This is a genomic window from Pseudomonas sp. P110(2024), from assembly GCF_057480795.1.
In genome coordinates, this window is the sequence record NZ_JBLIYT010000002.1 from 426780 (window position 1) to 441353 (window position 14574).

Sequence of the window (14574 nt, forward strand, 5' to 3'; positions counted from 1 at the left end):
GGCCCCGGCGATCCGAGGTTGTGAACCCGCTTTGTGACCCGTAATCACCCAAGCTCACAGCCCAGATGATCACCTGGTAGATACACCAGCAACCCGCGCCCCCAACGTCCGCAAAAGGAACCCCGTCATGCTTCGGCCCTTGATGCCAGCCCTGCTCCTGCTGCTTGCCGGCTGCGCCACCAAGCCGCCCGCCAACCCCGACAACCTCTGCGAGATCTTCCGCGAGAAGCCGAAATGGCACGAGGCGGCGCTGAAGATGCAGGCGCGCTGGGGTGCGCCGGTGCAGGTGCCGATGGCGATGATGTACCAGGAGTCCTCGTTCAAGCACGACGCCCTGCCGCCGCGCTACTACTTCCTCGGCTTCATCCCCTGGGGCCGGGTCAGCACTGCCTACGGCTACGCCCAGGCCAAGGACGAGACCTGGGCCGACTACAAGCGCGATGCCGGCGGCTGGGGCGCCGCCCGCGACGACTTCGCCGACGCGATCGACTTCATGGGCTGGTACATGCAGAAGAGCCAGCAGGTCAACGGCGTGTCCAAGTGGGACGCCTATGGGCAGTACCTGAATTACCACGAAGGCTGGGGCGGCTACCGCAACCGCAGCTACGACGCCAAGCCGTGGCTGAAGAACGTCTCGCAGAAGGTCCAGGCGCGGGCTTCGGTGTTCGGGGCGCAGTATCGGAGTTGCGAGCAGGAGCTCGCGCGGGGTGGGTGGTTCTGGTAGGGCCTGACGCAGGTGTGCTTTGAAAATATTGGCCTGCTCAGTTAGCGCTTCATCGCCAATAACGAGGCTGCTTTGCAGCCCTTCGCGGGCAAATAGCATCGGCGCACCGCCCCACAGGACTACGCAGAATCTCAAACCAGCGCCGTCCCTGTGGGAGCGGCCTTGCGTCGCGAAAGGGCTGCACAGCAGCCCCGGCAATGTTGATGGTGGCTCAAAACCTGGGGCCGCTGCGCGCCCCTTTCGCGACGCAAGGCCGCTCCCACAGGATCGCGCAGCCCCTGAATCGAGCACTGTACTTGTGGAAGCGGGTTTACCCGCGAAGGGCTGCAAAGCAGCCCCAAAAAGTGCGATGAAGCGCTAACTGACTGGCAGCTTTTCGTTTCCCGCATTGATCGCCCGTTCATGGCATCCACCTGCGGGCTTGGGTGGGCTCACTTCAAATGCACTTTCAGCGCCTCGCCAGCCTGCAGCATCGCAGAACGTACCGCCGGCACCTGGCTGACCACGTTCAGCAAGCCATAGTCATGGATCATGCCGTTGTAGCGCACCGCCGTGACCGGCACGCCGGCTTGGTCCAGCTTGCGCGCATAGGCTTCCCCTTCATCACGCAGCACATCGGCACTCGCGGTCTGCACCAGCGCTGGCGGCAGGCCTTTCAACTGCTCGGTGGTCGCGCGCAGCGGCGAGGCGTAGATCTCGGCACGTTGCTCGGGGTCGGTGGTGTAGTTGTCCCAGAACCACTTCATCATGTTGCGGGTGAGGAAGTGCCCCTCGGCGTACTGGTTGTACGACGCGGTCTCGAAGTTGGCGTCGGTCACCGGCCACAGCAGCACCTGGTACTTGATGGCCGGGGTGCCTTTGTCCTTGGCCATCAGGCTGACCACCGCCGCCATGTTGCCGCCGACACTGTTGCCCGCGACCGCCAGGCGCTTGCCGTCGACATTGATGTCCTTGCCGTGCTCGGCCACCCATCGGGTTGCCGCGTAGGCCTGGTTGATCGCCGTCGGGTAGTGCGCCTCTGGGGACGGGGTGTAGTTGACGAACACCGCCACCGCCCCGGACCCGACGACCAGGTCGCGCACCAGGCGCTCATGGGTCGGGAAGTCGCCGAGCACCCAGCCGCCGCCGTGGAAGTACATGAACACCGGCAAGGTCCCCTTCACACCCGCCGGGCGCACGATGGTCAAGCGGATGGCCTGGCCATCGACGGTGATGGTCTTCTCGCTGACATCCGCCTTGGGCAGCGTCAGTTTCACCCCGGCCTGGGCGCCGCTTAGCACCGCGCGGGCATCCTTCGGCGAAAGCTGCTCGATGGGTGTGCCACCGCCCGCGTTCAAGGCATCGAGGAATGCCTGGGTGTTGTGCTCGACGCCAGCGTCGGCGAATGCGTTACCGATCGACAAGGCAAGGAGCGAGCCCGCGAGTGTTTTGGTCAAAACGTTCAATTCATTTCCCCTGTTTCTGTTGAGGCAGTAGTCAGATGGTCACGTGCAGATGGCTTGTTGCTGCCAAGCCTTTGGTGTCATGCCTTCAGCCTTCACGAAGGTGCGGCAGAAGTGAGATTGATCGCAGAAGCCGCATTCCAGCGCGATCTCTGCGAGCAACATCGTGGAAGTCTTCAATAGCTCCCTGCTCTTCATCACCCGCTGTTCACGCAGCCATTATTGCGGCGACATCCGGGTACTTTCCTTGAACATGCGTGAGAAGTGGCTGCGCGACAATGCGCACGCTTGGGCGATTTCAGTCACCGATAGGCAGGTATCCAGCCTGTCCAGCATCAGCTGTGTGGCCGTTCTCAACTGCCAGGATTTGAGCTGCCCAGTCGAAGCCAGTGTCAGCGTCGCCAGCACGGTAGAGTTGTCCTTGTTCATACACACCCATCAATCCAGGTAGCAGGATGCGAGCGCCTGACGCGAACAGCACTCGGCGCTGGAAACCCCAGAGGGTCCAGGCCAGGCTCGTTGATTCGGATCAGCCCACTGCGCACCCTTCGCACGTCAGTGAACAGCCCCCAAGGCAGGGGCTGGCAAAGGCTCAGACAGCAGCGACAGGCGCCAGGGTGGGGCCATGCTGAACGCGCTCAGGCGCCTTGTGCACCATGGTGTAGGCGTAGTCGACGCCCATGCCATAGGCACCGGAGTGTTCCTTGACCAGCTCCATCACGGCGTCATAGGTGTCGCGGTTCTTCCAGTCCCGCTGCCATTCCAGCAGCACCTGCTGCCAGGTCACCGGCACCACGCCGGCCTGGATCATGCGCTGCATGGCGTAATCGTGGGCTTCCTTGGTGGTGCCGCCGGAGGCGTCGGCGACCATGTAGATTTCATAGCCGGCATCGTTAATGGCCGACAGGGCGAAGGTGGCGTTGCAGACCTCGGTCCACAAGCCGGAAACGATGATCTTGTTGCGGCCATTGCGCTTGAGGGCGTCACGCACCTTCTGGTCATCCCAGGAGTTCATCGAGGTGCGCTCCAGCAGCGGGGCGTCCGGGAACACCGCGAGCAGCTCGGGGTAGGTGTGGCCCGAGAAGCTTTGCGTCTCGACCGTGGTGAAGGTGGTGGGGATATTGAAAATCTTCGCGGCCTTGGCCAGGCCAACGGTGTTGTTCTTCAGCGTTTGCCGGTCGATGCTCTGAACGCCGAAGGCCATCTGCGGCTGCTGATCGATGAAGATCAGCTGGCTGTTGAACGGGGTCAGGACTTCAGTCTTAGGATTGCTCATTGTTGTTTCCTTTCAATTTGATGAAGTTCGATCGCACCCGTTTCGGGGCCTGCACGTTGCGGGCATCACCGTAGCCACGAGTGCTCGCCTCAGCGTCGTTGCTTGAGGACGAGCAAAAGATAACGAAACAAAGCGCCTCTCGGTGGCGCACTTTTGCGCCTCTACCGTCTCATTTTTGCGCCATTGCATACGCGACCGCGCTGCTAGCATTCGCCGTTCCATTCGGATCAAGCCGGTCCGTCATGTGCAGGAGAATGCAATGGCAGCTTCACAACCGTTCAATACGCAGACCGCCTACTGGGGCGTTGCCTGGGAGGAGGCGTATGGCTATCCGCAGGCACGGCGGGTAGGCAACGAGATCTACGTTTCAGGCCAGTTCAATCATGACGAGGCCGGCAATCTGCTGGCCCCGGCGCCGCTGAACGCCGACGGCAAGCCCAGTGATTTCTCGTCGATGGGCGAGCAGATGCAGGTCGCCTACGACAACATCTCAAAGCTGCTCGCCTTGTATGGCGCGACGCTGCAAGACGTTGTCGAGGAAACGCTCTATGTCCTGGACATGGACGCTGCCTTCGCGGTGGTCGGCAAAGTGCGCAAGGCGGCCTATGGCACTGAGCGGCCTCAGTGCGCGAGCAATATCATTGGGGTGTCGAGGCTTGCCCAGCGCCCGCAATTGATCGAGATCGCCTGCAAGGCCGTGATTGGCGCCCGGGACATCTAAGCTGCACTCCCGGTTGCGATCAGCTGACCGGGAGTACCAACTGCCCCTCGACCAAGGGCTTTTGACTGGCCACGGCAGCGGCGCAGAAAGTCATGAATGCTTTGACGCGCCACGACTTGCGAATGTCCTGGTGCGTCAGCAGCCACAACTCGTCCTGAAGCTCTGGCACCACCGGGCCTGCGCGTACCAACCCCGGGGTGATGTCGCCCAGCATGCAGGGCAGGAATCCATACCCCAGGCCCGCCGCGATGGCGACGCTTGCGGCTGCAACAGAATCGGTGCGGTAGGCAATGCGCTCAGCGGCGACCCTGCTTTCGACATAACTGGTCGCCCTCAAACCGCTGAGCGCTGCCGAGTAGGACACCCATGCCTGCCCCTCTTCGAACAGGGGCTCGCCAGTCACCTGCTTGGCGCTGCAGTAAGGTGCCCAGGCAATGTTCGCCAGTTTACGGCCCACCAGGCTTTCCGCAGGTTTTCTTGTCGCGCGAATGGCGATATCCGATTCATCCCGGGCGAGGCTGAGGGTTTCATTGCCCACCAGCACCTCGAGGCTGATCCCCTCGTTCAGGGCCTTGAAGTCCGCGATGATGGGGGTGAAGAAGTACAGCAGCAGCGAGTCGCTGGTGGTAATGCGAAGTTTCCCCAGGGGGCCTTGGCCTGAACGTGAAACACGCCGCGTGACGCTGACGATATCCAGCTCCACACGCTCGGCGAGTGCTCGCAATTCAGCGCCCTCGGCGGTGAGCAGATAGCCTGATTTGCGGTGGTCGAACAGCGCGATGCCGAGCGTTCGCTCGACCTGGGCAACCCGGCGCGAAACGGTGGAGACATTGATGCCAAGCTTCTTGGCCGTCGCCGCACGATTGCCGCAATCACTGAGCGTCTTGATGATGCGCAAGTCGTCCCACGAGAGCTGATTGACAGCCTCGGCGACGTCCCACTTCGGCCCATCAGCGGCAGTTGGCGCTTTACCAGTTGGCGATTTCACACAGTTCGTTCCGGATGCGAAGGCGCTGATGATACGAGATGGGGGTGGGTGAAGCAGCCATATTGTTCTGGCGATTGGTTGAAAGCCGGGCGGTGCAAGTGGCGCCCGATCAGGGCACACGCAATAGGGCCGCAAAGCGGCCCCGATGATGCGCGGCATCAGTCTCTAGAAACACACTCTTCTTTCATCGCCTCCAGCTTGCCGAACTGCTCGCTGGCCAACCGGCTGATGATCCGGATCGCCTGATGGATGCCCGCTGTGTTGCGGAAGCTCAGTTGCGGGTTGTGCTCGCACTCCAGTACCTCGTCGTGCTGGACCAGCGCCTCGCCGAGCAGTTCGAGGGTCCAGACGTAGCTCTGGAGGGTGGACAGGCGTTCATGGTCAGACATGGGGCACCTCCCGGTTGGCGCGGGTGGCGAGGGAGTGGCTGTCGATCGGGTAGAAGGTTGGGGATGGGGTGGCCGCGGGGGTTGGGCGGCGGAGAGCGGATGCGAGGATCCTGTACAGATTTGCGAAATGCATGCATGAGGTCCTTTTCGATTGAAGCACCACACCATCGTCGCCAAACGAATAGGGTGGCAGCTGTACGCAGGTTGGCGAACCGAGGAAAAGGAACCCGGCAGACCCGAGGGTCTCCCACGCACAGCCGCCATTACACGAAACTGCGGACGCAAAAAAAGCGCCTGCAATCGTGGTCGGGGCGCCGTTGCGCCTTTTTCGGTCGGGTCGCCAAACCCGGTCGCGGAAGTGGCCGCGACGGAGGGAATTTATTCCTTGGGGGCTGCTAATGCAAGCTTAGGACGGCAGGGAAAAGGCAATGGAAGCTGCGAGAAATTGCCTACATCGTAGAGAATGGTCAGTGGGCCTGTCACGAGACAAGCCCAGCCTCACCACATGAAGCTAAATTGGAGGGAGCCGGACAGTGCGGAGACAGACCGACGGTCATTGGTCGTGAGGGCCCGGTTCTTGCGAGGCTGGAATTTTGGGTGTACCTCATAGGGTATCTATAAAAAATCAGCTAGTTATGGCTTTCAGTAGAATCGAATCGGAATTTGCGGAAGCTCCAGTAAGAGCTACGCCCACCCGCTTCACATGCTACGTTAGGAGCGGCAAAAAACGACCCAACGCTGCCCCTAAGAAGGGCAGCTTACGGTTAATAGCGGAAATGTGCGTCTGCCTGCAGGCGATGCCTGGTGTGATTTTACTCATCACCTTCTGCAAAATACTCCGGCCCTCCGCCTGAAGCATTAATAGTCACAGGCTGCATATCGTGGGGCTATCGTCTATTTGCCAAGGTTAATACGTGTATGGACCTCATCTATAGGAAAACCAGGGGGAGTGGGCTTGAACCCCTTCGACGCCTTCTGCAAACCGTAACCTTTGCGCTGATGCGTTCTTAATGCGGCCAAATCCAAGTTCATCGTAAGAAAAGTTAAGTTATCTCCTCCTTTGATTCTTAATGGGTTCATTATTTCTGAACTTGAGGGACTAACCACTCTGGAGTCACCGTAGCTCGAATCGTTAACCTGTACAACATAACAGTGTAGGTCCCGAGCTGCCGACTCAACAACGTTGGAGAAGTAGTTGACGTCTCGATTAAATTCAGACGCAACAACGAAGTCAACCTTGCCTTTGAATAAAGACCTGTCCTCGATTGAGGCTAGCTCAAAGCAGTTATATATCGTAAAGCTTGCACCTCGCCATCTGAAGAGATGGTATGGCTCCTTCCTGACAGGAATTTTCAGCCCTTCATTAAGTAGGATGAACTCTTCTTCCGGCGAATAAAATCGCTTTAACCTCCGAATAGGTATACAAGCCCAGTGACCCGAAACCGTCTGATAAGGTAGAGCAGCCAAGACTTGGTTTAACGCTTTCCCCCTTGTATCGATTTGATGCTCAAGCCCACATACGACTCCAATCCGGTGTTTGCGAGCCCACGCCACCAACATGGATTCCCAAGCATACGGAACGCTCACCTCTGGAAAAATTACGAGATCAATTTGACGGTTACCTTTACCTCGGTAGCGTGACAAATCGTTAAGGAGCTTATTAAAAGATTTCAATCTTTCGCGACTAAGATTCGGACTACCTAGAAAGCTAGACTCAATATTCGCATTGATAACCGGGATATTTGCCAGTGCAATTTGAATGGCACCGTGTAAGTTAGCGGAATCTGCACCAATGACGACCGTTTCAAAATTTGCCATGGCGATTAACCCTCAATACTCATAGGTGCTGTCCAACTCACGCCAGCAACAGGATGTCCGTTGATTGCTTCAAAAATTCTTGATGCCTGATCAAAGACTGTCTTTGTGCTACCCGGGAGAACCCCACTATATACCAACAGCATGCATTCGTCGAAATTGACGAACCTAGGAGAGTACTTAACCTTACGTTGATCTAACTTTACTGATAGCTTTGTAGCCCGGTCGCTAAGCGGCCCTTTGTAAGTCGTGAAATTTAGTAGCGGCCTGCGAACAAAATGGTGCCGCAGTAGATTCGCACCGCGCAGTGACTCTGAGTGGACCTCGTCAATAAATTCAGAGAGGCCGACATCCTCCGCACTGACTGCGTCGGCCATAGCCGTTGAAAGTTCAAGATGTATTTTGAGATCAGCTATTAGCTGCTTAGTAACTATTACGTCGTCCGTGCGTACTCGCGAAATCTCACCCCTCAGTTGCTTGCTGAAGGCATTGAAGGTGACTCTATCATTTGCGATTCCGAGCAGCGTGAGAACACGCTCCCACAAGTCAAAAAACTCGATTGCGCTGCGACCTTTAAAAAACCTATTAAGCCCTAGAGTAACTTTTCTATCAGGTGGTTCGTCCGTCATTAAATAAAGGATAGCCTGCTTTGCCAAATGCTTAGCAAGCTCATAACGGTTTTCAGATACACTCTTAACATTTCTGAACTTATTGGTTGAACCCTCATAAAGTAGCTCATAGGCTACATCCCCCATGGAATTATCAGCCTCATCTATTGGAAGTAGCAAAAAATCGCTTCCATTCTGTTCAAGTTTTTTTTGAAATTTTTCTAAGCCTGCAATCGAATGACGCGCATCAAAGTATTGCAATATACATTTTGACTGTTGAAGTATAAGTCCTGGGCGCACGCAAATTTCATACGTGCTTTCTGCGGACTCGCGGAGAACGCCGGTATTAACAAGCAAGCTTTCAATAAAGGCAGCGACCGGATTTTCGTTATTATCAGATGGGTCAGAGGGTAGAGGTACAACCAGCAGTATGTCGTCAACATATCGACCGTAATAAGCTGGGCGAACCTCTCTCATTACCGCAGAGTCAAAACTCTGCAAATACCAGTTGGCAAGAATGAGGGAAGAACAAAGTCCAATAGGAAGCCCAACTACATTATCAGCAATATTTGGATGCGTTCGGCTTAACACAGGAGAAATGCATTTACGATAGGACTCACCTATAGCTTGAATGCACGACAGAAGTGGCCTAATCTTATTTTTATTTCTTAATAAATTGCTGCGCGCGGTTTCAATGGAGGAGCTAACCTCATCAAAATCAATATTAACCCTGTAGTAATACTCCTGCACATCAAGGCCCAAGATGGCTACGTTCCGCCGTTCATCTATTAGTAGCTGCTTGGCTTTACGAATAGCGGTGTCGCGCCACCGCGAATATTGCTCGTGGTATTTAGTGAAAATCGCTAGAGAATCGTCCTCCTCATTACTAAGGTGGTTCGACAACCGTGATCCGAAGCAATCATCATTTAGCGCCTCATCCAGAAACCGCCCTTCGAGCATAATCCAAAGGACTGCGATGAGATGGAGTTCAATCGGCCCATCGAAGAAAAAATTAACTGTATCAACGTCGATGGTCGGCGCGGTCGTGACGTTAGTGATAAATCGCCCTTTTCGGGTTTGCGGATCGGGTAGGTCTTGTGGAGCCGGCTTGAGCTTCTTTGGCACTAATCGATATTTGACGTCTTTCAGCCAACTTTGAAACTTTGAAGAAGAGGATGGCTCGGTCGCGTTTACTACCTTATGGACGGCAGCAAGTTTTTTGTCGAAATCTTTACCGCATTCAAAGGCTGCAAGCCTAACACGTAACCTGAGGTCTGTTTTGTCAAAATAGACAAGGCTTTTCAGCTTCCGATAGGCAAGTTGGACTTGTTCTTCACTCACACGCATTTAATTAGGTCTCACTCAAAGCAGGAGCTGATTTGTTCGAGGGGCAACAATTGCCAGCTTAAGACGACTTTCGACGTAGCTATGCAGTTCCCATCGGGAATGGACATAATGGACGGCCCATTCTGTGTTCGCAAAAGTGCACAGGTTTATTTTATAGCGTTTTCACTTCCCCCTGAGTTGCAATAAGCAAGTCCGTCCCTTACGTTACCTGACCAGGTCGCTTAATTCTGGCGTACCCAGCCTACATCGAGCGATGAAAAGCATTAACCGTTCCTGGCAGGGGTAGATTTTTGCGGCACCTATACCGTAACAAATGGCGTTAGCACTTAACCCCTTGGTATAAAAAAGCAATTACCGAAAGCACACCTTGATTAGGTGCAGACCCTAAAAAGGCAACGGTTTTTCTGGATCGTGATCCTTAACTTCCAAGGTATTTACGTTCAACAACCTTACCGACTTTCCGTCCTGATGAGTATAGACCGCATCGTTGTTAAATACGCCCGCCCGATGAGTTAGCTCATATCCTTCACTGACTAATTGATTTCTTACCGTGACAAGCTCTTCACCGCCATACGTATAGTCGAGCTTGTACCCCCCCATTGTTCCTTCGGTTTCAAATCGTTTGGTTGAGCCGAGCTCCTCAAAAAAGTCCTTCGCATCCTTTTGTGACTCCCTCAACTCGAACAGTGCCATCTCTAGCAGATGGTGCAGATGAACGTCAGATTCCGCCTTAACAACGAGGGTTAACGTCCTCGCATCACTTTGCTTCATACAAGCTCCTAGAAAAAAGAGAAAAAGGGGTTACCGTAGGCTCGAGAGAACATCACAACCTTCTCGAGGACCATTCGAGTATCGCCTCTTGACGTCCCTTGACGCGAGACAGGCCAAAAATTTATGCTTCATCAACAAGTATCACAAAAATAAATCCCCCCCTTTGATTACACCTTATACCAATTCGACCTGAGCACTCTATGTTCACCAAGAGGCTTACTGGCTTACTTTAGGATACCTATCAAAGCACCTCCTATGCGTGCAGTACCCCGTCATAAGACTTTCTATTTCCTGAGAGCCCTAGTACTCATCGCCATTAGCCCCCCCATTCCAACATAATAGTCAACCTCTCAGAAAGGCGCGGCTCGTATCGGCTTGAGCCATGCTTTGGCGAAAGATAAAAACAAAAATCAAGTCATGATTCGGATTTGCTCAGGCACTAGCAACTTATTCTTAACTAGTTCAGTTCGTGCCCCTTCCGGATCATCTGTGAACAGGACAACGCGCAAATCCTCCTGCGCACGAGAGAATGAGACATACGCGAGCTTTTGAGTTAAATAGCGCTGGCGATCGGAGGGTTCACCGGAAGTAAGCGGAGTAAGAGTCTTGCTAAAACTGTACTGATTCCAGGCGGCCTCTACATCGTCATAGACGACCAATACTTTTGCGTATTGCTCGCCCTTGACCCCATGCTGAGTACTATAGGCCGTATTATTATTAAGATATTCAGCATAGCAGGAGATCGCTCCTGGCGTCATTTTGAACAGCGAATCCGCTAACCAATCTCCTTTGTCAAGGGCGTGAACACCCTCATCAAACGGCTCAACTCGAGGAGCGCGTTCAAGATGCTCGCGCAGTCTTTCGGAAGGCAAAATTATCTGATTCTCGATACAAAAGCGAAGGATCGTTCCGATTGTTTCGACATCCCAAATATCCTGTAACTGACCAACTAATTTTTTTGAAGTCTCAACCATAAATTTTAGTGACTTTTCTGCGTTTAACCCATTGCTCGCGAAAGCGGGGCTATCGCGACGAAGTAGATCTATAATCTTTCTTTCGTCACCTTGGCGTTGAGCGACAATAAGAGGGCATATCGTCGAAATAAATGGTTTGAGAAGGAAATGCTCCCCCTCCTCAAAAGCATCTTGCGCGCGAGAAGATGCATAGTCGCCAGTAAAGAGATGATTGAGATCAGCGAAGCCAAGCCGCCGCGCAATCATTTGGCGTGCAAGGAAGAGTCTGATGACATCACTGCGCCCTGTCCAGCCCCAGTCTTCGAGTGCAGTATCCATACGGGCCAATGCCCGCTCAATCTGCTCTTCTGAATAGCGTTTCCGAGGTTCTGTTGGCTCTTCCGCTTTAACCAGCAAAAACTCGACACTACCTTCAGATGTTGAGTTTTCACCAGCGGCATATTGCTCAACGTCTCCTCGGTAAGCGTTTAGAAGTCGGATAACACTCTTTGAACAACGGAAATTCTCAGCTTTTTTTATGACTTCGCCACTATCTGGCGGTGTAAAATTCCCGGTACTCCGATCATAAATCTGTTGCCAAGGATCACCGAAATATCCGATCATGGGAAGCGCAGCGCCAGCGCAGACGAGATTGAGCCCTACGACAATACCCTCGAATGTGTCCTGTGCCTCGTCGACGAAGATGTAAGGGAAACGAAGGCCGATGATCCGTCTGAAAGTAGCATTATTTGCGAACAGGTAGGTTGCGACCTCTATTACATCATCGTGTCCGATCTGTCCTTTGACATAATCGCTAAAATTCGTATCGGCATATTCAAAGCGCTCAACCTTTTCGATACAGGGAAGCTGCTCTGTCAGTCGTTCTATTTTGGCACGGGCTTTTTGTGCCTTTTTACTCATACCCCCGTTATCATCTTTTCTGGCCTTTTCTATAAGAGCCGGTATACGGCTTTCACACAGCGCCTGCCGAATATCTCCGTGGAACCGACTGATCTGCCCCCACAGAAAACCGTGGAGGGTTGAGACTAAGTAAAGTTCGTCGAACCCCAACCGCGCCTTAATCACCTCAACTGCACGCTTTGTGAAGGTGATACAGGCAATATGCTGCCCATTTTTTCGCAGAGTGCTTCCGTCGTGATCGCGAACCCAGCTAAGGGCATCAACCAAGGAACTCGTCTTACCTGATCCCGCACCAGCAATCATTGCGAAGCTGCGACGGTCATGTAGACATTTGCGGACCAATACATCCGCTTCGCTTTCTACCCATGAAACCATGCTATAGCCCCGCTGCGGCAGAAACTTCTATCTTAACAACTGTCGGAATTGGTGATAATAAGCGCGCATCAAGCCAACGCAGTCCCTCCACGATGTAGCCAGGCACGATCCACTCTTCCGTGCAGGCCAATATCTCCATGGCAAAGTCAGTTTTTTTGAAACTATCGGACCGAATTCGGTCGTAGACGTGTTGATAAGCGTCATCAAGAATATCTGGGACGGTAATGCCGATGGATAATTTGCCAGACCGGAGCAGTCCAAAATTCTCATAGGCGATCGCCTCCTCCAAAGTGCGCGGACGGAGCGTTCTACTAGCAGCGCCATCCATCACTAAAATATCCGTCTGAAAAGCAATGCAGCGGTCCTTCACAACATGCTGTTTATCAGCAGAAGTCAACGCGATCAGACCGGCGATAGTGCTCTGCCCGCACAACTTCTTAAGAGAAGCATTAGAGGTTCTTGCTTCGACAACATCCGCTCGACAGGCGCTGGGATAGCCGGTGGGCACCACGGAATCAAGGTCAGTGATAACAAGATATGGAATGTGGAGGAAACTTAGTAGCCCCTCGAAGCGGTGGGCATAGGCACCGCCAACCTCCAAGATTGTAAGATACACAGTCCGCAGCCGCTCCGCAGCACGCTCGATCATGGACGGCATTAAGAGCTTCTCGACTGCTCCTTCAACAAGAATGGCTGCGTCAGCGAAGAACAGATCACAGTGTGTCAGGCGTAAATAGCGTTTAAGGAAGGCCAACGATTCAGGCGGTGAAACGATCTTGCCATCAATCGTCTCCGCTTCAGGCTGAAAGGTACGAAGGCTGCGGACCACTGACGCGTTTCGAATCCCAGTCGCTACTGTCTCGCCCTCGCTGTGGCAACGCTGAAAATAGCGAACCTTTTCAAAATCTACGGTTTCCATGATATGGGACGAGTGGGTAGTAACAACGAGTTGTGGTACAAGTCCAGGCTCGCCAACCGCTTCGGCGGAATCGTTGATCACCTGCCAGATATTCGATATGAATGTTTGTTGTACCTGTGCATGTAGATGAACCTCAGGCTCCTCAATAAAGATCATCAAACATAGAGGCCTGTTCTCGGCAGTCGTCACCCATTGAGAATGGAAATGTCTAGCCTGAATTGCCATGTAAATTAGGTTTTTGAAGCCAAGACCATTGTAAAGCTCAGGTAACTCATGCTGCCGACTAGGGTCGGCGTATAGCAACTCAGTATTCCCGCGCAATGCAGTTTCAGGGCTCAGCGAAGAGATAATCCGTAGTTCTCGATCATTAATCGATGGCACGCCAAGGTGCTTGATGAGCGTGATCAGCGGATTAAACTGCTTAGCGTAGTGATCGGTTAGTAGCTTGTTGTTAGCGTCGATCACGCTATGTGCATCGGCGGCATGGTCAACTTGCTCAAGATTCTTCTGGTAGAATGCGGCGAAAGCTGACGAGAGCCGGTTGCTACGACTGTTATCGTCATCGTTTATGTTGCGCTGCGCGTCGACGAACTCTACCCGTATAAGATGTTTCAAGAGCCGTCTGCCTTCGTCGGGAGCGAGCTGGCTAGTTAGGGTCTCAGAAAATTCCCCCTCCTGAGTAAACTTCTCCTCTAAAGAGGAGTAGCAAACCGTAAAATATCGTCCAAGATTTCCGTCAAGCGCCAGGAATTGCGTCAGTGTCTTGCCGCGAGCCCCTTCTTCCTTTTTCTGTGGATAAGCGGCATCGTAATGCTCGCGTAACTTCTTCGCGTCAGCGATCTCATAAGACAGCCGAACACCCACGCGTGTGAAATCAGAAAGCTTTGGCAGTAATGTGAAAACCCTTCCGAATGCGATGCTTTCAGGGTCGATGGAGAACCACAGGTCAAGACTAATTTTGGGAAGCTGTCCGGCATCGCCTGAAGTAACAAACGCCTCAAAATCTGCCATTCGGGCGACTGAGAAGTCGTGAATTTTGAAATCGCGCCCGCCTAGAAAGCACCGAAATACTGCGGTGGCAGATGTCTTGCCGCTGTTGTTGGGACCAACAAAAATGGATTCCCGCTCTTCAATGTCAATTTGAACATTTTCCAGCCGACGGAAATTCTGGATGGAAATACCGCTAACTCTCATAAAATCCTTCTCCTTGGCTCATTGAGAGAGCAGTCAGAAACTGGTTCTGCTGGGTCAGCTTGAGATACTAGCCTATCTCATAGCGGCTATGTGCCCCCCCCTTACCAAATGGGATGAGTACGGTTGCTATT

Annotated in this window: 11 protein-coding genes and 1 pseudogene; 2 read left to right on the forward strand and 10 right to left on the reverse strand. The window is 53.5% G+C overall.

Annotation, left to right across the window (positions count from 1 at the left end; translation table 11 throughout):
* Positions 1 to 127 precede the first annotated feature (127 nt).
* Complete coding sequence (locus tag AC25ND_RS04865; protein WP_096049343.1) at positions 128 to 724, forward strand: transglycosylase SLT domain-containing protein; 597 nt, start codon at positions 128 to 130, stop codon at positions 722 to 724.
* 431 nt (positions 725 to 1155) lie between these two features.
* On the opposite strand, the gene AC25ND_RS04870 is transcribed toward AC25ND_RS04865, so the two are convergent.
* The 3 genes and pseudogenes from AC25ND_RS04870 to AC25ND_RS04880 all read right to left on the reverse strand — a co-directional run bounded on the left by AC25ND_RS04870 (position 1156) and on the right by AC25ND_RS04880 (position 3442).
* On the reverse strand, positions 1156 to 2169 hold the full coding sequence (locus AC25ND_RS04870; protein ID WP_486976135.1) for an alpha/beta hydrolase: 1014 nt from the start codon (positions 2167 to 2169) through the stop codon (positions 1156 to 1158).
* A 39-nt stretch (positions 2170 to 2208) separates the two neighbouring features.
* Positions 2209 to 2595 (reverse strand): annotated as a pseudogene (locus AC25ND_RS04875) (helix-turn-helix domain-containing protein).
* Positions 2596 to 2758: 163 nt separating this feature from the next.
* On the reverse strand, positions 2759 to 3442 hold the full coding sequence (locus tag AC25ND_RS04880) for a hydrolase (RefSeq protein WP_486976136.1): 684 nt from the start codon (positions 3440 to 3442) through the stop codon (positions 2759 to 2761).
* 259 nt (positions 3443 to 3701) lie between these two features.
* On the opposite strand from AC25ND_RS04880, the gene AC25ND_RS04885 reads away from it, so the two are divergent.
* Complete coding sequence (locus tag AC25ND_RS04885) at positions 3702 to 4163, forward strand: Rid family hydrolase (RefSeq protein ID WP_486976137.1); 462 nt, start codon at positions 3702 to 3704, stop codon at positions 4161 to 4163.
* Positions 4164 to 4182: 19 nt separating this feature from the next.
* On the opposite strand, the gene AC25ND_RS04890 is transcribed toward AC25ND_RS04885, so the two are convergent.
* The 7 genes from AC25ND_RS04890 to AC25ND_RS04920 all read right to left on the reverse strand — a co-directional run bounded on the left by AC25ND_RS04890 (position 4183) and on the right by AC25ND_RS04920 (position 14443).
* Positions 4183 to 5151, reverse strand: coding sequence for a LysR family transcriptional regulator (locus AC25ND_RS04890; protein WP_486976138.1), 969 nt, complete (start codon positions 5149 to 5151; stop codon positions 4183 to 4185).
* 158 nt (positions 5152 to 5309) lie between these two features.
* Positions 5310 to 5540, reverse strand: coding sequence for a hypothetical protein (locus tag AC25ND_RS04895; protein WP_198745350.1), 231 nt, complete (start codon positions 5538 to 5540; stop codon positions 5310 to 5312).
* Between the two features lie 894 nt (positions 5541 to 6434).
* A complete protein-coding gene (locus tag AC25ND_RS04900; RefSeq protein ID WP_486976139.1) occupies positions 6435 to 7358 on the reverse strand; it encodes a carbon-nitrogen hydrolase family protein in 924 nt (307 codons plus the stop codon).
* A 5-nt stretch (positions 7359 to 7363) separates the two neighbouring features.
* Positions 7364 to 9310, reverse strand: a complete 1947-nt coding sequence (locus AC25ND_RS04905) for an RNA-directed DNA polymerase (protein WP_486976140.1) — start codon at positions 9308 to 9310, stop codon at positions 7364 to 7366.
* A gap of 384 nt (positions 9311 to 9694) precedes the next feature.
* On the reverse strand, positions 9695 to 10081 hold the full coding sequence (locus AC25ND_RS04910; RefSeq protein WP_486976141.1) for a hypothetical protein: 387 nt from the start codon (positions 10079 to 10081) through the stop codon (positions 9695 to 9697).
* 410 nt (positions 10082 to 10491) lie between these two features.
* Positions 10492 to 12330: a UvrD-helicase domain-containing protein gene (locus tag AC25ND_RS04915; RefSeq protein WP_486976142.1), complete on the reverse strand. Its 1839-nt coding sequence runs from the start codon at positions 12328 to 12330 to the stop codon at positions 10492 to 10494.
* 1 nt (position 12331) lies between these two features.
* Positions 12332 to 14443 (reverse strand): ATP-dependent nuclease, encoded by a 2112-nt coding sequence (locus tag AC25ND_RS04920; protein ID WP_486976143.1) that lies wholly within the window; start codon positions 14441 to 14443, stop codon positions 12332 to 12334.
* Positions 14444 to 14574: the final 131 nt, after the last annotated feature.